We start from the raw sequence: 16,914 nt of genomic DNA on the forward strand, positions 1-16,914 counted from the left end.
TCCCTTTATTTCAAATGGGGTTAACGTCTCATATATTGAAGAAGTGGATGTATCTTTATCATTCATATTAAATATAAATATTTATCGCTATAAAAAACGACAAGATATTATCAGCAGGCTTATTATTTTCTTTGATCGAAGCAGGTAATTAACGCATGAAGGGGTTAATAACGAGGATAATTGAGGATAAAAAAATCTAAAAAAAAGCCACCTCATAAAGAGGTGGCTACTGCAGGTATGTCTTACTTTCTTTTATTATGCGGTTTTGGTGCGGATCAGGTAGTCAAACGCGCTCAGGGACGCTTTTGCACCTTCGCCAGTCGCGATGATGATCTGCTTGTACGGCACGGTGGTGCAGTCGCCCGCGGCAAATACGCCCTTCACGTTGGTTTCACATTTCGCATCGATGATAATCTCGCCCATGCGGTTGCGCTCAATCGCGCCTTCAAGCCAGGTGGTGTTCGGCAGCAGACCAATCTGTACGAAGATCCCCGAAAGCTGAACGCTATGAACGTCGCCGCTTACACGGTCACGGTACTCCAGACCGGTCACTTTGCTACCGTCGCCCTTCACTTCCGTGGTCTGCGCGTTCAGCACGATGTCGACGTTTTTCAGGCTGCGAACTTTATCCTGCAGCACCTGGTCGGCCTTCATCTCAGGCGCGAACTCCAGCAGCGTCACGTGTTCAACAATCCCCGCCAGGTCGATAGCCGCTTCCACGCCGGAGTTACCGCCGCCGATCACCGCCACCCGTTTGCCTTTAAACAGCGGGCCGTCACAGTGCGGGCAATAGGTCACACCTTTGGTACGGTATTGATCTTCGCCCGGCACGTTCATGTTGCGCCATTTTGCCCCGGTGGCAACGATCACGCTGCGAGCTTTCAGCACCGCGCCAGAGGCGGTTTCAATCTGGTGTAAGCCCCCTTCCACCGCCGCCGGAATCAGCTTGCTGGCGCTCTGGCTGTCGATCACATCTACCTCGTAATCGCTGACATGAGCCTTCAGCGCACCGGCCAGCTTCTGACCTTCGGTTTTTGGTACGGAAATGTAGTTTTCAATGTCCACGGTATCCAGCACCTGTCCGCCAAAGCGTTCGCCCATAAGACCGGTACGAATACCTTTACGTGCAGAGTAAACCGCTGCCGCCGCGCCCGCAGGGCCGGAACCGACAATCAGCACATCGTACGCATCGCGTTTGTTCAGCTCTTCCGCCGCGCGTTTTTCCGCGCCGGTATCCACTTTCGCGACGATTTCCGTCAGCGTCATGCGGCCCTGGCCGAACTCCTGACCATTCAGATACACCGCCGGAACACCCATCACGTTGCGATCGGTGATTTCATTCTGGAAAGTACCGCCGTCAATCGCCGTATGCTTGATGCGCGGGTTCAGAACCGACATCAGGTTCAGCGCCTGCACCACGTCCGGGCAGTTGTGGCAGGAGAGCGAATAATAGGTTTCAAACTCAAAATCACCGTCGATATCGCGGATCTGCTCCAGCAGCGCCTGCGCTTCTTTTGACGGATGACCGCCGGTCCACAGCAGCGCCAGCACCAGTGAGGTAAATTCATGCCCCAGCGGAGAGCCGGCAAAACGCGGTCCCTTGTCCGAGCCCGGGTTAGTAATCAGGAAAGAGGGTTTACGAACCGCAAGCGAATTGTCTTCTTTGAAGGTCACTTTCGGAGACAGTTCAGCGATCTCTGCCAGCAGCTCTTTGATTTCTGCCGATTTCGCGCTGTCGTCCAGCGTGGCAATCAGCTCAACGGGTTTAGTCAGTTTCTCAAGGTAGGCCTTGAGCTGGGTTTTCATATTGGTGTCGAGCATAGTTCTTCCCTCTCTTAAGACGTCATCATGCAAGCTGCCTTTGCGGGCGGCCTGAATGCAACTTGCATCATGGTGCTGGAATGAAATGGGCGCGGGGGCGCCCATTGATTGCCGGATGGTGAAAACTTAGATTTTACCGACCAGGTCCAGGGATGGAGCCAGGGTCGCTTCGCCTTCTTTCCATTTAGCCGGGCACACTTCACCTGGGTGAGAAGCCACGTACTGAGCCGCTTTCACTTTACGCAGCAGGTCAGAAGCATCACGGCCGATACCTTCAGCGGTAACTTCGATAGCCTGGATAATGCCCTGCGGGTCAACCACGAAGGTTGCACGGTCGGCCAGGCCTTCATCTTCACGCATGTTGTCGAAGTTACGGGTCAGGGCGCCAGTCGGGTCGCCGATCATCGCGTATTTGATTTTCGCGATGGTTTCAGAGCTGCTGTGCCACGCTTTGTGGGTGAAGTGGGTATCGGTAGACACAGAGTAAACGTCTACGCCCAGCTTCTGCAGTTCGTCGTAATGGTCAGCTACGTCACCCAGTTCGGTCGGGCAAACGAAGGTGAAGTCAGCCGGATAGAAGAAGAAGACGCTCCAGCGACCTTCGGTATCTTTCTCGGTTACTTCAATGAACTCACCGTTTTTGAACGCCTGGTTTTTGAAAGGTTTAATTTTAGTGTTAATCAAAGACATCTGTACTTCCTCCGTGTTTTCGTTGAGAGCTAAGGTAACCAACTTTGCTCATCGGGGCTAATGCGTATGCTTTATCAAATCAATCAGCCAAACCTTACAACTTCAACAAGACAGCAAGGTGAACCTGCTGCGGTACTCCAGAAAGTATAAAGGCCGCCTCAACGGGCGGCCCTGATACCTGAATTCCCCGCAGGTACATTCAGTGCCAGCCGAGGCTGGCGTTGCGTTGCGCTCTACATACCTTGTATCAAGGTCGTAACAGCAGGTTGATTACACCACCAGCCCCCATCGAGAGCAATCCATCAAAAGCGCGTTCCTGCCTATGGCTGTGATAGGTTTTAACTGAGAGAAATACATTACGCTCGTAAATTAACTTTACGTAATCAATTTACGGCAATATATAAATGTCAACATTTATTAAATTGAACCCAGCCCATTCAAAGATAAAATTATCTTAATCTCACATGTAATTCTATTTCAATAATCCGATGGCGTGATATATTAAGATAACTTAAATAACACTTTAAGTTAGTTAACCACAAGGATTGTAAATGGTTAGCTTTAATCTATAGTTATCATCAATATGTTAACAACAGACTCACGGCAAACAGGATGACACATGGCAAATCTTTATGACCTTAAAAAATTCGACCTTAATTTATTGGTCATTTTTGAGTGTATCTATCAACATCTTAGCATCAGCAAGGCCGCTGAAACGCTTTACATCACCCCTTCAGCCGTCAGTCAGTCTTTGCAACGCCTGCGTGGCCAGCTTAACGATCCGCTGTTTATCCGTTCCGGCAAAGGGATCACCCCCACGACCGTCGGAACTAACCTGCACCTGCATCTTGAGCAAAACCTCAATCAGATTGAGCAGACCATCAACCTGATGCACCACACCGACATCAAGAAAAATTTTGTCATTTATTGTTCTCAGATGGTGACGCCAGGCTATCTTCTCGACCCCATTCAACTGTTAATGTCTCAGGAAAATTGTGAGGTAGAACAACGCGATATGCTTGTCTCTGCGGAGTCAGCAGAGGATTTACTGGCCTACCGTAAAGCCGATCTCATTTTTACCGTGGCGCCCGTGAATAACCGGTCCGTTGTCTGCTCGCATTTCACCACCATTCCCACCGTGATGATCTGCCGCGAAGACCATCCGAGAATAGGTACAGAAGTCTCCGTCGAGCAGTTATACAATGAGAAATTCACGATGTATCAAAGCACGAATACGGGCGTGAAGGAGTATCAGGTTCGAGCCAACGAAGCGTTCCCGGAGAGAAACATCGCGTTCCGTTCGGACTCTCTCAGTTCGCTCCTCTCTATGATCAGCATGTCTGATTTAGTCGGCTATATTCCTCTTTCCATTTTTGAAACCTATAAACACGCTTTAAAATTAAAGTCCGTAGCCGCGCCCTTCAAATTGCCCGAAGCGCAAATCTATATGGTCTACAACCGCGCGTCGTTAAACAGCAGTGTATTCGCCAGCTTTATTGAAAAATTGCATAAGTTGGCTCAATAGAATGGACGCGTCATCGCGAAGGTATTTCCAGCAAGAATAGAGTGAAGGCGTAAAATAATTAGTTGAGAATGAAAACATATAATAACATGATGGCAGTTTAATAGCATTAACGGTATTCCATACGCAGGATGCGACTCATCATGTCTATCTATAAATACCCTCTTCAGGAAAACGTTCTGGAGGCTGCTTCAGAACGCATAAACTGGACGCTGCAAAATTTTACCCGCGTGTGCGTCTCATTTTCTGGCGGAAAAGATTCAACGGTGATGCTTCATCTTGCTGCGCAACGGGCGCGGCAGCTGAACAGAAAAATAGATGTCCTTTTTCTGGACTGGGAAGCACAGTTCTCCTGCACCATTGAGCATATTGAGAACATGAGGACCCAATATCGTGACGTCATCAATCAGTTCTGGTGGGTGGCGCTGCCGATCACCACGCAAAATGCCCTCTCTCAGTACCAGCCGGAATGGCAGTGCTGGGAACCCGGCATAAGCTGGGTCAGACAGCCTCCGCCTGATGCCATCACCAGTACGTGTTATTTTGATTTTTATCAGCAGGGGATGACCTTCGAGGCCTTCGTCAGGGACTTTGCCGAATGGTATGCGCGAAGGCGCCCCGCCGCAGTGATGGTGGGCATCCGCGCCGACGAATCCTATAACCGCTTCCTGGCAATCGCCTGCGCACGCAAGCAGCGCTTTTCCGACGACAAACCCTGGACGACCGTCGCGCCCGGCGGTCATGCCTGGTATATCTATCCTCTCTACGACTGGAAAACCGCCGACATCTGGACCTGGTTTGCCAAAACGGGCTGCGCCTATAACCCCCTCTACAATCTGATGTACCAGGCCGGCGTGCCGCCGCGCTACATGCGCATCTGTGAACCCTTTGGCCCGGAGCAGCGACAGGGCTTATGGCTCTATCATGTCGTTGAACCTGAACGCTGGGCCGCCATGTGCGCACGCGTCAGCGGTGTGCGCAGCGGCGGAATTTACGCGGGGCACGACAACCACTTCTACGGTCACAGAAAGATCCTCAAGCCCGACCACCTCAGCTGGCAAGAGTACGCCATGCTGCTCCTCGACAGCATGCCGCAACAGACGGCTGAACATTATCGCAATAAAGTCGCGGTGTACCTGCACTGGTATCAGAAGCGCGGGATGTCCGATCTTCCCGATACGCAGGAGGGTGATATCGGCTCAAAGGATATCCCGTCCTGGCGGCGAATATGCAAGGTTCTGCTCAACAACGATTACTGGTGTCGGGCCCTCTCCTTTAGCCCGAACAAACCAAAGCACTATCAGCGCTATAGCGAACGGATGAAATCAAAACGCAATGAGTGGGGGATCTTATGCAGCAACGACTGATTACCGAACTGGAAACCTATTTGCAGACGCTCACCGATGAGCAACGTATAGATGCCATCAATGCTTTTCGCCAGGCCATGCATCATCTCAGCCCGTTCAGCGACCAGCCCGTCGACTGCGTGCTGTGGATAAAGCAGGACGCTATCGTTGCCAACGACTACAACCCGAATAACGTGGCGCCGCCGGAAAAGCGTCTGCTGAGTCAATCGCTCGAGCTCGACGGGTTTACGCAGCCCATCGTGGTGACGGAAAGCGAGCCAGCGCATTACGAAATTGTCGACGGCTTCCATCGTCACGAAATCGGTAAAAGCAGGGCCGCGCTGAAGCGCCAGCTTCGGGGCTATTTGCCCGTCACCTGCCTGCGCAAAGATCGCCAGCAAAAGCTTGACCGGATGGCCGCCACCATCCGCCACAACCGTGCGAGGGGACGCCACCAGATCAACGCCATGTCCGACATCGTCCGGGAGCTGACCCAGCTTGGCTGGAACGATGAGAAAATTGGTAAGGAACTGGGGATGGACAGCGACGAGGTGCTGCGCCTGAAGCAGATCAACGGCCTGCTGGAACTGTTTGCAGACCGTCGCTATTCCGAAGCCTGGACGGTGAAATAGTCAGAGCGTCGCCAGACGCTCCGCCGCCGCCAGCAGCGTCGATTCCTGCTTCGCAAAGCACAGGCGAATCAGCTTATGCGGGAAGGGATCGGCGCAGAACACCGACAGCGGAATAGCCGCCACGCCCACCTCCGTCGTCAGCCATCGGCAAAAGCTGACGTCGTCCAGATCGGAAATCGCGCTGTAGTCCGCCAGCAGGAAGTAGGTCCCTTCACACGGCAGAATTTCCAGACGGCTTTTGCTCAGCGCATTTACAAACAGATCCCGACGCGCGCGGTAAAAATCCGGCAGCTCGCGATAGTGTTGCGGTTCGCTGCGCAGCATGTCCGCCAGCGCCAGCTGGGCAGGCGTGTTGACCGCAAAGGTCAGGTACTGGTGCACCTTGCGCAGCTCCGCGCTGATGGCCGCCGGGGCCACGCAGTACCCTACCTTCCAGCCGGTCATATGGTAGGTCTTGCCAAATGACGACACCGCTACCGCGCGCTCGCGAAGCTGCGGATGGGCCAGCACGCTGGCGTGCCCTTCCTCCGCAAAGCAGATGTGCTCGTAGACTTCATCGCTCAGGACGTAAATTTCCCGCTCGGCGATAGCCTGCCACAGCGCGGCAAAATCGGCCTTTTGCCACACCGTCGCCGACGGGTTGTGCGGGGTATTCAGGATCACCAGACGGGTTTTATCACTCAGCAGCGCGGCGAACGCCTGCCAGTCCGGGCGGAAATGCGGCGGCTGGAGCGCCACGCGCTTCACCACGCCACCGGAGAGTTCAACCGCAGGCGCATAGCTGTCGTAGCTTGGGTCAAAGCAGATGACTTCATCCCCCGCGCGCACCAGCGCGGTGATGGCCGCGTACAGCGCTTCGGTCGCTCCTGCCGTCACCGTGATATCGCTGTTCGCATCAGGGTGATAGCCATACAGCGCCGCCGTTTTGTCGGCAATGGCCTCCCGCAGCGCCTGCACGCCGGTCATCGGCGCATACTGATTCGCCCCCTGCGCCACGTGGTGCGCCAGACGTTCCTGCAAATATTTCGGACCGTCAAAATCCGGGAACCCCTGCGAGAGGTTAATGGCATTGTGCTGCTGCGCCAGGGCGCTCATCTGCGTAAAGATGGTGGTACCGAGATCAGGAAGTTTACTCTGCGGGATCAATACGTTATTGCTCATGTTGTCGTGCCTGCTTGTAATACTTATGTTGCTGCCACTATAACACGATGTTAGTCTTTGGCAATCAAGACGCTTAGACGTCTAAACCATATCAATATTCCTGGCCGAGAGGGTAAAAGGAAATGACAGACAACCTGCTGCTCACACACCTGGTCGACGCCTGCCGCTGGATAGGCGCCAAAGGCTGGGCACCCGCCACCGGCGGTAATATGTCGGTGCGTCAGGACGAGCACCTCTGCTGGCTCAGCGAATCCGGCAAGGACAAAGGCAACCTGACCACCGACGATTTTCTACAGGTGGAGATCGCCACCAACCGGGCGCCGTCCGGTCGAAAACCGTCGGCGGAGACCGGGCTACACACCCTTATCTATCGCCTGTTCCCGGAGGCTAACGCCGTCCTGCACGTTCATACCGTTAACGCCACGGTGCTGTCGCGTCTGGTCAAAGAAGCCGAACTGAATATCAGCGGTTTCGAGATGCAGAAATCGCTTACCGGGCAGACTACCCATCTGGATACCGTCGCCATCCCGGTGTTTGATAACGACCAGGACATCGACGCCCTCGCCTCGCGCATCGCCCATTACGCCCAGGAGCGTCCGCTTAATTATGGTTTTCTTCTGCGCGGCCATGGCTTAACCTGCTGGGGACGCGACGTGGCCGAAGCCCGCCGTCATCTGGAAGGTTTAGAATTCTTATTTGAATGCGAAATGCGTTTACGACAACTGGAGAGAGTATGATTCGCGCGATTGTGACGGATATTGAAGGAACCACCAGCGATATTCGTTTTGTCCATGATGTTTTGTTCCCCTACGCGCGTGAGCGGCTGGCGGCCTTCGTGACCGCCCAGCAGTACGCCGAGCCGGTCAAATCGATTCTGGACAACCTGCGCGATGAAATCAGCGATCCGCATGCCGGCGTCGGCGATCTCATCAACGTGCTGTTTAGCTTTATGGATGAAGACCGCAAATCGACGGCGCTCAAAGCCCTGCAAGGCATCATCTGGCAGGAGGGCTACATCAACGGTGACTTTACCGGCCATCTGTACCCTGACGTTCTGCCCGCGCTGGAAAAATGGAAGGCGCAAGGGATTGATCTGTATGTTTATTCCTCTGGCTCCGTTGCTGCGCAGAAACTGTTATTTGGCTACAGCGACGAAGGTGATATTACTCATCTGTTCAGCGGCTATTTTGATACCCACATCGGCGCCAAGCGCGAGGTGCAGTCTTACAAGAACATAGCGGCGCAAACGGGCATCGCCCCATCGCAGATCCTGTTCCTGTCGGATATTCACCAGGAGCTGGACGCGGCTGAACAGGCGGGTTTTCGCACCCTGCAACTGATTCGCGGTGAAGATGACGGTGCGAGCCATCACCATCAAATCCACCAGTTTGACGAGATTAATCCGGAGCAGATCCCTTCATGAGCGCATTGACCATTTATTCCGATAAAGACGCCAGCCAGCACCAGTGGCACAGCACCGACGCCGCCGAAATCGCTCAACAGCTGAACGCTAAGGGCGTGCGCTTTGAGCGCTGGGCGGCAGACCGTGATTTAGGGCAGGATCCTGCGCCCGAAGCCGTGATCGAAGCGTATCAACATGCGATCGACAAGCTGGTGGCAGAGAAAGGCTATCAGAGCTGGGATGTCATCAGCCTGCGCGCCGACAATCCGCAGAAAGAGGCGCTGCGCGCGAAGTTCCTGAACGAACACACCCACGGCGAGGACGAAGTACGCTTTTTCGTGGAAGGTGCCGGGCTGTTCTGCCTGCACATTGGCGATGAGGTGTACCAGGTACTGTGCGAGAAAAACGACCTGATTTCCGTGCCGGCGGGCACGCCGCACTGGTTTGATATGGGCTCAGAGCCGAACTTTACGGCCATTCGTATTTTCGACAATCCGGAAGGCTGGGTTGCCCAGTTTACGGGCGATGCGATCGCGGATGCGTATCCACGCCTGGCCTGATCTTTTCTCCCTCTCCCACAGGGAGAGGGTCGGGGTGAGGGCACCAGCGCGCACTAAGCGTTAAGCCCTTTCACATACTCCACCAGCTGATCCAGCACTATCCCCCACCCTTCGTGGAAGCCCATCTGTTCATGCTGCTCGCGGATTTCCTTTGTCGGATGGCGCGCAATCGCCGTATAGCGGGTTTTCCCCTCCCCGACGTCTTCCAGCAACAAAATTGCCGTCATAAACGGCTTCTCGGCCGGTTTCCAGCCTTCGGTATAGCCGTCGGTAAACACCAGCTTTTTCCCCGGGTCGATTTCCAGGAAGACACCCCGGTTATCCATCCGCTGCCCGTCCACCTCAAACACGGTGTTGAACCGCCCGCCCACGCGCAGGTCGAGGTCGCATTCGGTCACCTTGTGCGGAGCAGGAATGAAGAAGTTTTTGATGTGGTCCGGCGTGGTCCAGCAGAGCCAGAGCAGGTCGCGCGGTGCGTCCACCACGCGCTCCAGTTTTAAGTCTGTTTCAGGATCGAGCGTCACAATGTTGTCCTCTCAGGGAACCCCCTTAAAGGATAGCCGGACTCAGGCAAATTTCCCTTCCGCCACCTCATCCGGCGTGACCACCCCCGTATCCAGCACCCAGCCGCTAATCAGCGAGGCAGGCGTGACGTCGAATGCCGGATTATAGACCTGCGCGTCTTCCGGCGCCCACTGCACTGCGCCAAAGCTTCCGGCAACGCCCGTCACTTCGCTGGCGGCGCGCTGCTCGATGGGGATCGCATCCCCGTTCGGGCAGGCCGGGTCGAGGGTCGTTTGTGGGGCGGCGACGTAGAACGGAATGCCGTGGAATTTCGCCAGCACCGCCAGCGAATAAGTGCCGATCTTGTTCGCCACGTCACCGTTAGCGGCGATGCGATCGGCCCCCACCCACACGGCGTCCACCTGCCCTTTCGCCATCAGGCTGGCGGCCATGGAGTCGGTAATCAGTTGATACGGCACCCCCAGCTCGCCCAGCTCCCATGCGGTCAGCCTGCCGCCCTGCAACAGCGGACGGGTTTCATCCACCCAGACGCTGCTGACGTTGCCTTCCTGATGCGCGCGGGCAATCACGCCCAGCGCCGTACCGACGCCCGCGGTTGCCAGCCCGCCGGTGTTGCAGTGGGTCAGCAGACGGCTGCCGGGCTTCACCAGCGCGCTGCCCGCTTTTGCAATCGCGTCGCAAAGCCGTTTGTCTTCGTCAATCAGGCGCAGCGCCTCAGCCACCAGCGCCGGAACGAAATCCTCTTCCCACAGCGCAAGCTTCATGCGGTCGAGGTTGTTCATCAGGTTTACCGCCGTCGGGCGGGATGCGCGAAGCGTTTCCAGCGCCACCGCCAGCTCATCGCGGCTTTTGCCGTTTTCCGCCAGCAGCGCCAGCAGCAGGCTTGCAGAGAGACCAATCAACGGCGCGCCACGCACGCGCAGAGCGTGGATATGCCCAACCAGCGCCTCCACCGTTGAGGCATCCAGCCAGCGTTTCTCCTGCGGAAGCGCCTGCTGGTCGAGAATAAAGAGCTGATTATCCGCCACCCGCAGGCTGGTCGTCTGTAATGTCTGCATGTCGTTAATTCCCTGTTGCGTTGTTGTAGCACATTGTGTCAGGATGAAATCCAGATGTATAGACGTCTACATGTCTTAATTAGTTAACTCGTGAGGAGCAGGCCATGTCGCAATACCGTACCTTTACCGCTCAGGACGCCGTGGAGTATGCCAGGCAGTTTGGTGGGCTTGACGATCCGTCATCGCTGGTAGAGGCGCAGGAAGTGGGCGACGGCAACCTCAATCTGGTTTTTAAAATTTACGACAGCGCGGGCGTGAGCCGCATCATCGTCAAACAGGCGCTGCCCTACGTGCGTTGCGTCGGCGAGTCCTGGCCGCTGACGCTGGATCGCGCCCGCCTCGAGGCGCAAACCCTGGTCGAGCATTACCAGCACAGCCCGCAGCACACCGTGAAAATCCACCACTTTGACCCGGAACTGGCGGTGATGGTGATGGAAGATCTCTCCAGCCATCGCATCTGGCGCGGCGAGCTGATCAACAACATTTACTACCCGCAGGCGGCGCGCCAGCTGGGCGAATACCTCGCGCACGCGCTGTTTCACACCAGCGATTTCTACCTGCACCCGCACGAGAAAAAAGCGCAGGTGGCGAAATTCATCAACCCGGAGATGTGTGAGATCACCGAAGATCTGTTCTTCAACGATCCGTACCAGGTTCATGAGCGCAATAACTACCCTGCCGAGCTGGAAAATGACGTCGCCGGCCTGCGCGACGACGCCCCGCTAAAAATTGCCGTGGCCTCCCTGAAGCACCGCTTCTTCTCGCATGCCGAAGCGCTGCTGCACGGGGATATTCACAGCGGCTCGATTTTTGTGGCCGACGGCAGCCTGAAGGCCATCGACGCCGAGTTCGGCTATTTCGGGCCGATTGGCTTTGACGTCGGCACCGCCATCGGCAACCTGCTGCTCAACTTCTGCGGCCTGCCGGGGCATCTGGGCATTCGCGATGCCGCCGCCGCGCGCGAGCAGCGCCTGACCGATATTCAGGAGCTGTGGAACACCTTCGCGGAACGCTTCCAGGCGCTGGCAAACGAGAAAGCACGCGACGCCGCGCTCAGCGCGCCAGGCTATGCCTCCGCGTTCCTGAAAAAGGTCTGGCATGATGCCATCGGGTTCTGCGGCACCGAACTCATTCGCCGCAGCGTCGGGCTTTCCCACGTCGCGGATATCGACAGCATCCAGGACGAGGCCATGCGCCACGAATGCCTGCGCCACGCGATAACGCTCGGCAAGGCGCTCATTGTGATTGCCGACCGTATCGACAACGCGGAAGATCTGGTGGCGCGGGTGCGGCAATACAGTTGATTTTCTCCCTCTCCCTGTCGGAGAGGGCATCAAACCGCACTTACCCCAGATACTCAATCACCGACAGCCCGGCGTTATAGTCCGTGCTGTAGATAATTCCCTGCGCATCCACAAACACGTCACAGGACTGGATCACCTGCGGGCGATTCGGCCGCGTGTCCATCATCCTCTCCGGTGCCGCGGACACCAGCGCACCGGTTTCCACTGGGCGATACGGATTGGAGATGTCATACGCGCGCACGCCCGCATTCTGATAGGTAGCAAAAATCAGCGTTGAGCTGACAAAGCTCCCCGGCCGGTTCTCGTGCAGGTTGTGCGGGCCGAAATGCGCCCCTTTTGCCACGTAGTCGGTTTCATTCGGCTGCGGGAAGGTCGAGATGCTCACCGGGTTCGACGGCTCGCGAATATCAAACAGCCAGATCAGCTTCTCGCCGTCTTCCTGGTTATCGAGCACCGCTTCGTCCAGCACCACCAGCAGATCCCGGTCCGGCAGCGGCAGCGCGGTGTGCGTCCCGCCGCCAAACGGCGGGCTCCAGTTGCGGTGGCTGATCAGCGTCGGCTGACTGCGGTCCTTCACGTCCAGCAGCGTTAAGCCGCCGTCGCGCCAGCTACCGTACGCCGTATCGCCGGCGATAATCGCGTGGTGGAGCGCGTAGCGCTTGCCCTCAGGCCATGTGGGCGTTTCCCCTGCGGCCTGGTTCATCCCCGGCAGCCACCAGCGCCCCGCCACCTCGGGCTTACGCGGGTCGGCCAGGTCAATGGTCAGGAAAATGTAGTCGGTAAAACCGTCGATCAGCGCCGACACGTACGCCCAGCGGCCACCCACGTACCAGATGCGGTGTATGCCGATGCCGCTCAGCGAGAGAAAGCCAATTTCGCGCGGCGCGTCCGGCGTGGAGATATCAAAAACGCGAAGCCCGGCGCTCCAGCCCCTGTCCTGAACGTCGCTGACGGTCTCTCCTACCTGACGGGTGTAGTAGACCTTCTCGTCGGCGAAGCGGGCATCGGCAAACAGATCCCGGGCGTTGATCACCAGCAGCAGGTCGTCATGCGCCTGGAGGTGCACGTTCCAGGTACCCGGCGGCGCAGGAAAATAGCCCGCGGGTTTCGGTTTTTTCGGGTCGCGCACGTCTACTATCGAAAAGCCCTGCGACACCATATGGCCGATATAGGCGAAACCGCGGTGCACCATCAGCTGCACGCCGTCCGGGCGACCGCCCTGATCGCTATGGCCGATCAGCCGCATATTGCGGCTGTATTCTGGCGTGGGGAGGATGCTCATTTATTTTTCGCTTCCAGCGTCGCAAACCACGGCGCGATAAAATCTTCCGTCTGGCCCCAGCCCGGAATGATTTTGCCCAGCGACGCTACGTTCACCGCCCCCGGCTGCGCGGTCAGCAGCGCCTGCGGGATCGCGGCGGCTTTGAAGTCGTAAGTGGCAGGCGTGGCTTCCCCGGCAATCTTGTTGGCGATCAGGCGCACGTTAGTCGCACCAATCAGCTTCGGATCCACCGCCACGCTCACCTTCCACGGGCTGCCCGGCTCGCGCATCAGCTGCAGATCCTGGTTGGAGATGTCGATGCTGTAGAGTTTAATCTCGGTACGGCCGTTCTCCTTCAGCGCCTTATACGCGCCTTGGCTGAAGGCATCCCAGGTGCCCCAGATGGCGTCGATTTTGCCTTTCGGGTATTTCGCCAGGATCGCGCCCACCTTGTTGGCGGTGTCGCCCTGCACGTCAGAAGAGACCGCGCCGATGGACTCCAGCTCTTTAATCTCCGGGTACTGCTTTTGCAATTCTTTATAGGCTGCCTGACGGCGCTCCATCGGCGGGAAGCCCGCTACCCACAGCTTGACGATGTTGGCCTTGCCGTTGAAATCTTTCGCCAGCTGGCCGAAGGAGAGATTCGTCAGGGAGGCGTCGTCCTGCTGGGTGACGGTCACGCCCGGGATCTCGCCGTTTACGGCGGTATCAAATACGGCGACCTTGATCCCGGCATCCACCGCCTTATTCACCAGCGCGGTAGAGTACGGATCGCGTCCCTGCGACAGGATGATCCCGTCATATTTCTGACTGATGGCCTGGTTAACGAAGTCCTGGAATTTGGCGTCATCCCCGTTGCTCAAAAAGGTGCTGACCTTAAAGCCGAGCTTTTTCCCTTCCTGAATGGCCCCGGCAACAAACTGCGTGGTGTTGTCGTCCGAGCCGAGGTTACGGATCACCGCGATGCGGATCGGTCCGTCGTGGTTCGCAATGGCGGCCGGAACCGGCGCGGGCGTGGCCGCGAATCCCGGCAGAGAAGTGAGTAACCCCAGTGCCACCAAAGAGAGCGCAATCTTTTTCATTTTTTATCCCGTTGTGTTGTCAGCGTTTTTGTATGTAGGTAATCGCCAGTGCCACCGCGAGCACCAGCCCTTTTATTATGTCCATGGCGTAATACGGCACGGAGAGCATCACCAGCCCGTTCGACAGCACGCCGAGGATCACCGCCCCCACCAGCGTGCCCAGCGCGTTCGGCTTGCCGGACCCGGCCAGCGAGAAGCCAATCCACGCCGCGGCCACCGCATCCATCAGATAACCGCCGCCCGCATTGACCTGCGACGACCCGATGCGGGAGGCCAGCAGAATGCCGCCCAGCCCCGCCAGCAGAGAGGCAATCACGTAGGCCGCCACCTTGTAGCGCGTGGTGCGAATGCCCGAGAGGCGCGCCGCTTCCGGGTTGCCGCCAATGGCGTACATCCGGCGTCCGTGTGTGGTCAGCGACAGCCCCAGCTGCGCCAGAAGGGTCACCGCCAGCATGATGATGACGATGGTCGGCACCTGCCCCAGCAGGCTGAACGTCGCCGGAATGGTCCCCTCCGCCATGTCGCCGCTCGGCAGCACCATGTTCTCGGTAATCGACCCGCCATAGCTGTAGGTCATTGCCACGCCCTGGATGACAAACAGGCTGGCAAGGGTGGCGAGCATGTCCGGAATACGCAGGATGACGATCAGGAAAGCGTTAAACAGGCCGACCAGCGTGCAGAGCGCGAGAGTGATTACAATCGACTCGGTGGTGCCGAAGCCGTGCCAGACGAAAAGCGAAATCACCAGCGCGTTCGCCAGCGACGCCGTGGAGCCCACGGAGAGATCGAACCCGCCGACGGTCAATGAAATCGACACGCCAACGGCAATCACCGTCACGATGGCAATCGAGCGCAGAATGTTGATGATGTTGTTCGGATCGAGGAAGCTGTCCGACGCCATGCCAAAGACGGCCACCAGCGCGACGACGGTGAGCAGCATGCCCCATTTATAGAGAAAATCAAAAAGTTGCTGACGGCCAGACGCCGTCGCGTTTACTGAAAGGGCCTTGCTCACGACGCCGTTCCTCCGGTTGAATAATAAAGTAGTGTCTCTTCACGGGCCTCGGCCCCGGCGATTTCTGCCACGATGCGCCCGTCCCACAGCACGCAGATGCGGTCGCACAGTCCCACCAGCTCGGCGAACTCGCCGGAGGCGTAAATCACCCCTTTGCCCTCGCGCGCCAGGCCGTCAATCAGCTGGAACAGATCGGTTTTGGCCTTCACGTCCACGCCTTTGGTCGGCTCGTCGAAAATCAGCACGCTGGCGTCATTACGCAGCCACTTGCCGATGGCTACCTTCTGCTGGTTGCCGCCGGAGAGACGGCGCAGCACCTGCCCAGGTCCGCGAGCGCGCACGCCGACGCGGGCAATGACTTCTTCCGCCCAGCGCCACGCCTGACGATGACCAAACAGGCTCCAGCGCGAGAAGCTGTTATCGGCGCACACGGCAAGGTTCATGCTCACCGGCTCGTCGATAAAAATGCCCTCCTTGCGCCGCTCCTCCGGCACCAGCGCCAGGCCGCGCAGCACCGAGTCTGCCGGATCGCGCGGCTGCCAGGATTGATGATTCAGCTCACCGCGCGCCACGCGGCTTTTGCTGGCGCCAAACAGCGCCTTGCAGAGTTCGGTTTTCCCCGCCCCCGCCAGCCCGGCAATGCCGAGGATTTCGCCTTTACGCAGGTGCAGGGAGATATCCTTCAGCAGCGCGTCGTCGTGCAGTCCTTCCACTCGCAACAGCGTTTCGTCGCCGTGCGGCGGTCGCGCGGGCGGGTAGATATCGCTCAGCACGTGGCCGAGCATCTTCTCAACAATTTCTTCACCGCTGAGATCGGCCATCGGGCCGGACTCAATCAGCTTGCCGTCGCGCAGCACCGTCAGGGTGTCGCAGATAGCTTTTAGCTCGTGAATGCGGTGGGAGATAAACACCACGCCGATGCCCTGCTGTTGCAGACGTCTTACCACCGCAAACAGACGCTCGCTCTCGTGCGCGTCCAGCGGCGCGGTGGGCTCGTCAAGAATCAAAAAGCGGCAGTGGTGGGACAAAGCGCGTGCCAGCAAAATCTGCTGCTTTTCGGCCAGCGAACAGCCGTCGATGGAGCGGCGAACGTCCAGCGTAACGTCGAGCTGCGCCAGCGCCTGCCGCGCCTGCTGACGAACGGTGCGCCAGCGGTAGCGGTGCCCCGGCTGCGCCAGCTGGTCGAGCATGATGTTCTCCGCAATGCTCAGCCCGGGGATCAGCGCCACGTCCACCTCCTGCTGCACGAGGTGGATGCCCAGCCGTTTGGCGTCCAGCGGCTCGCGAATGTTTACCGGCTGGTTGTTAATGGAGATTTCGCCTTCATAGTGGTCGTGCGTCCCGCACAGCACCGCCATCAGCGTTGATTTCCCCGCACCGTTGGCGCCCGTCAGCGCATGCACCGACCCGCCGTTCAGCGTGAAGTCCACGCGCGTCAGTGCCTGAAAGCCGGAAAAGGCCAGGCTGATACCGCGCATTTCAAGACGACTGGAAACCATCCGCGTAAATCCTTCATAACTCTTCTGATTTATCGA

16 protein-coding genes are annotated in these 16,914 nt (G+C 57.4%); 7 read left to right on the forward strand and 9 right to left on the reverse strand.

What is annotated here, in order from left to right:
• Positions 1 to 255: 255 nt before the first annotated feature.
• Positions 256 to 1,821, reverse strand: coding sequence for an alkyl hydroperoxide reductase subunit F (ahpF, locus tag IM265_RS12830; protein ID WP_193031768.1), 1,566 nt, complete (start codon positions 1,819 to 1,821; stop codon positions 256 to 258).
• A 126-nt stretch (positions 1,822 to 1,947) separates the two neighbouring features.
• Complete coding sequence (gene ahpC / locus IM265_RS12835) at positions 1,948 to 2,511, reverse strand: alkyl hydroperoxide reductase subunit C (RefSeq protein WP_008501015.1); 564 nt, start codon at positions 2,509 to 2,511, stop codon at positions 1,948 to 1,950.
• A 619-nt stretch (positions 2,512 to 3,130) separates the two neighbouring features.
• On the opposite strand from ahpC, the gene IM265_RS12840 reads away from it, so the two are divergent.
• The 3 genes from IM265_RS12840 (at position 3,131) to IM265_RS12850 (ending at position 6,011) form a co-directional block, all read left to right on the forward strand.
• On the forward strand, positions 3,131 to 4,036 hold the full coding sequence (locus tag IM265_RS12840) for a LysR substrate-binding domain-containing protein (RefSeq protein ID WP_048961264.1): 906 nt from the start codon (positions 3,131 to 3,133) through the stop codon (positions 4,034 to 4,036).
• 140 nt (positions 4,037 to 4,176) lie between these two features.
• Positions 4,177 to 5,400 carry a phosphoadenosine phosphosulfate reductase gene (locus IM265_RS12845; protein WP_047367717.1) on the forward strand — a complete coding sequence of 408 codons (1,224 nt, stop codon included), beginning with the start codon at positions 4,177 to 4,179 and terminating at the stop codon, positions 5,398 to 5,400.
• Positions 5,385 to 6,011, forward strand: a complete 627-nt coding sequence (locus IM265_RS12850) for a ParB/RepB/Spo0J family partition protein (protein WP_193031770.1) — start codon at positions 5,385 to 5,387, stop codon at positions 6,009 to 6,011. The genes IM265_RS12845 and IM265_RS12850 overlap by 16 nt, the downstream gene beginning before the upstream one ends.
• Here IM265_RS12850 and IM265_RS12855 read toward each other — a convergent pair whose 3' ends face one another.
• Complete coding sequence (locus IM265_RS12855; RefSeq protein WP_049138710.1) at positions 6,012 to 7,172, reverse strand: pyridoxal phosphate-dependent aminotransferase; 1,161 nt, start codon at positions 7,170 to 7,172, stop codon at positions 6,012 to 6,014.
• 122 nt (positions 7,173 to 7,294) lie between these two features.
• Between IM265_RS12855 and IM265_RS12860 the strand changes: the two genes are divergently transcribed.
• Genes IM265_RS12860 through IM265_RS12870 form a run of 3 tightly spaced genes read left to right on the forward strand, consistent with a single transcriptional unit; the run spans position 7,295 to position 9,134 of the window.
• The gene (locus IM265_RS12860) at positions 7,295 to 7,909 is read left to right on the forward strand and encodes a methylthioribulose 1-phosphate dehydratase (RefSeq protein WP_193031772.1); all 615 of its coding nucleotides are present in this window, start codon (positions 7,295 to 7,297) and stop codon (positions 7,907 to 7,909) included.
• Complete coding sequence (gene mtnC, locus IM265_RS12865; RefSeq protein WP_045261029.1) at positions 7,906 to 8,595, forward strand: acireductone synthase; 690 nt, start codon at positions 7,906 to 7,908, stop codon at positions 8,593 to 8,595. Before IM265_RS12860 ends, mtnC begins: the two co-directional genes overlap by 4 nt.
• The gene (locus IM265_RS12870; RefSeq protein WP_010428475.1) at positions 8,592 to 9,134 is read left to right on the forward strand and encodes an acireductone dioxygenase; all 543 of its coding nucleotides are present in this window, start codon (positions 8,592 to 8,594) and stop codon (positions 9,132 to 9,134) included. Before mtnC ends, IM265_RS12870 begins: the two co-directional genes overlap by 4 nt.
• 53 nt (positions 9,135 to 9,187) lie before the next feature.
• Here the strand turns inward: IM265_RS12870 and IM265_RS12875 are convergent, their stop codons facing one another.
• A complete protein-coding gene (locus tag IM265_RS12875) occupies positions 9,188 to 9,658 on the reverse strand; it encodes an SRPBCC family protein (RefSeq protein WP_048961267.1) in 471 nt (156 codons plus the stop codon).
• Between the two features lie 42 nt (positions 9,659 to 9,700).
• Entirely contained in the window at positions 9,701 to 10,717 is a 1,017-nt protein-coding gene (mtnA, locus tag IM265_RS12880; RefSeq protein ID WP_048961268.1) for an S-methyl-5-thioribose-1-phosphate isomerase, read from the reverse strand.
• Positions 10,718 to 10,821: 104 nt separating this feature from the next.
• Here mtnA and mtnK point away from each other — a divergent pair, with 104 nt between their 5' ends.
• Entirely contained in the window at positions 10,822 to 12,021 is a 1,200-nt protein-coding gene (mtnK, locus tag IM265_RS12885; RefSeq protein ID WP_193031774.1) for an S-methyl-5-thioribose kinase, read from the forward strand.
• A 40-nt stretch (positions 12,022 to 12,061) separates the two neighbouring features.
• On the opposite strand, the gene IM265_RS12890 is transcribed toward mtnK, so the two are convergent.
• Genes IM265_RS12890 through IM265_RS12905 form a run of 4 tightly spaced genes read right to left on the reverse strand, consistent with a single transcriptional unit; the run spans position 12,062 to position 16,878 of the window.
• Positions 12,062 to 13,303, reverse strand: coding sequence for an LVIVD repeat-containing protein (locus tag IM265_RS12890; protein WP_193031776.1), 1,242 nt, complete (start codon positions 13,301 to 13,303; stop codon positions 12,062 to 12,064).
• Positions 13,300 to 14,364, reverse strand: coding sequence for a sugar ABC transporter substrate-binding protein (locus tag IM265_RS12895; RefSeq protein WP_193031778.1), 1,065 nt, complete (start codon positions 14,362 to 14,364; stop codon positions 13,300 to 13,302). Before IM265_RS12895 ends, IM265_RS12890 begins: the two co-directional genes overlap by 4 nt.
• Positions 14,365 to 14,383: 19 nt before the next feature.
• On the reverse strand, positions 14,384 to 15,379 hold the full coding sequence (locus IM265_RS12900; RefSeq protein WP_193031780.1) for an ABC transporter permease: 996 nt from the start codon (positions 15,377 to 15,379) through the stop codon (positions 14,384 to 14,386).
• On the reverse strand, positions 15,376 to 16,878 hold the full coding sequence (locus tag IM265_RS12905; RefSeq protein WP_069733598.1) for a sugar ABC transporter ATP-binding protein: 1,503 nt from the start codon (positions 16,876 to 16,878) through the stop codon (positions 15,376 to 15,378). Before IM265_RS12905 ends, IM265_RS12900 begins: the two co-directional genes overlap by 4 nt.
• Between the last annotated feature and the right edge of the window lie 36 nt (positions 16,879 to 16,914).

Origin of the sequence: Enterobacter cloacae complex sp. P17RS (assembly GCF_014895885.1) — a bacterium.
Classification (GTDB): Bacteria; Pseudomonadota; Gammaproteobacteria; order Enterobacterales; family Enterobacteriaceae; genus Enterobacter; species Enterobacter bugandensis.

Coding starts and splice junctions, on each gene's coding strand:
- IM265_RS12870 (WP_010428475.1), top strand. CDS start 8,592: ATGAGCGCATTGACCATTTATTCCGATAAAGACGCCAGCCAGCACCAG.
- ahpF (WP_193031768.1), bottom strand. CDS start 1,821: ATGCTCGACACCAATATGAAAACCCAGCTCAAGGCCTACCTTGAGAAA.
- IM265_RS12840 (WP_048961264.1), top strand. CDS start 3,131: ATGGCAAATCTTTATGACCTTAAAAAATTCGACCTTAATTTATTGGTC.
- mtnA (WP_048961268.1), bottom strand. CDS start 10,717: ATGCAGACATTACAGACGACCAGCCTGCGGGTGGCGGATAATCAGCTC.
- IM265_RS12895 (WP_193031778.1), bottom strand. CDS start 14,364: ATGAAAAAGATTGCGCTCTCTTTGGTGGCACTGGGGTTACTCACTTCT.
- IM265_RS12860 (WP_193031772.1), top strand. CDS start 7,295: ATGACAGACAACCTGCTGCTCACACACCTGGTCGACGCCTGCCGCTGG.
- IM265_RS12855 (WP_049138710.1), bottom strand. CDS start 7,172: ATGAGCAATAACGTATTGATCCCGCAGAGTAAACTTCCTGATCTCGGT.
- ahpC (WP_008501015.1), bottom strand. CDS start 2,511: ATGTCTTTGATTAACACTAAAATTAAACCTTTCAAAAACCAGGCGTTC.
- IM265_RS12845 (WP_047367717.1), top strand. CDS start 4,177: ATGTCTATCTATAAATACCCTCTTCAGGAAAACGTTCTGGAGGCTGCT.
- mtnK (WP_193031774.1), top strand. CDS start 10,822: ATGTCGCAATACCGTACCTTTACCGCTCAGGACGCCGTGGAGTATGCC.
- IM265_RS12850 (WP_193031770.1), top strand. CDS start 5,385: ATGCAGCAACGACTGATTACCGAACTGGAAACCTATTTGCAGACGCTC.
- IM265_RS12905 (WP_069733598.1), bottom strand. CDS start 16,878: ATGGTTTCCAGTCGTCTTGAAATGCGCGGTATCAGCCTGGCCTTTTCC.
- mtnC (WP_045261029.1), top strand. CDS start 7,906: ATGATTCGCGCGATTGTGACGGATATTGAAGGAACCACCAGCGATATT.
- IM265_RS12890 (WP_193031776.1), bottom strand. CDS start 13,303: ATGAGCATCCTCCCCACGCCAGAATACAGCCGCAATATGCGGCTGATC.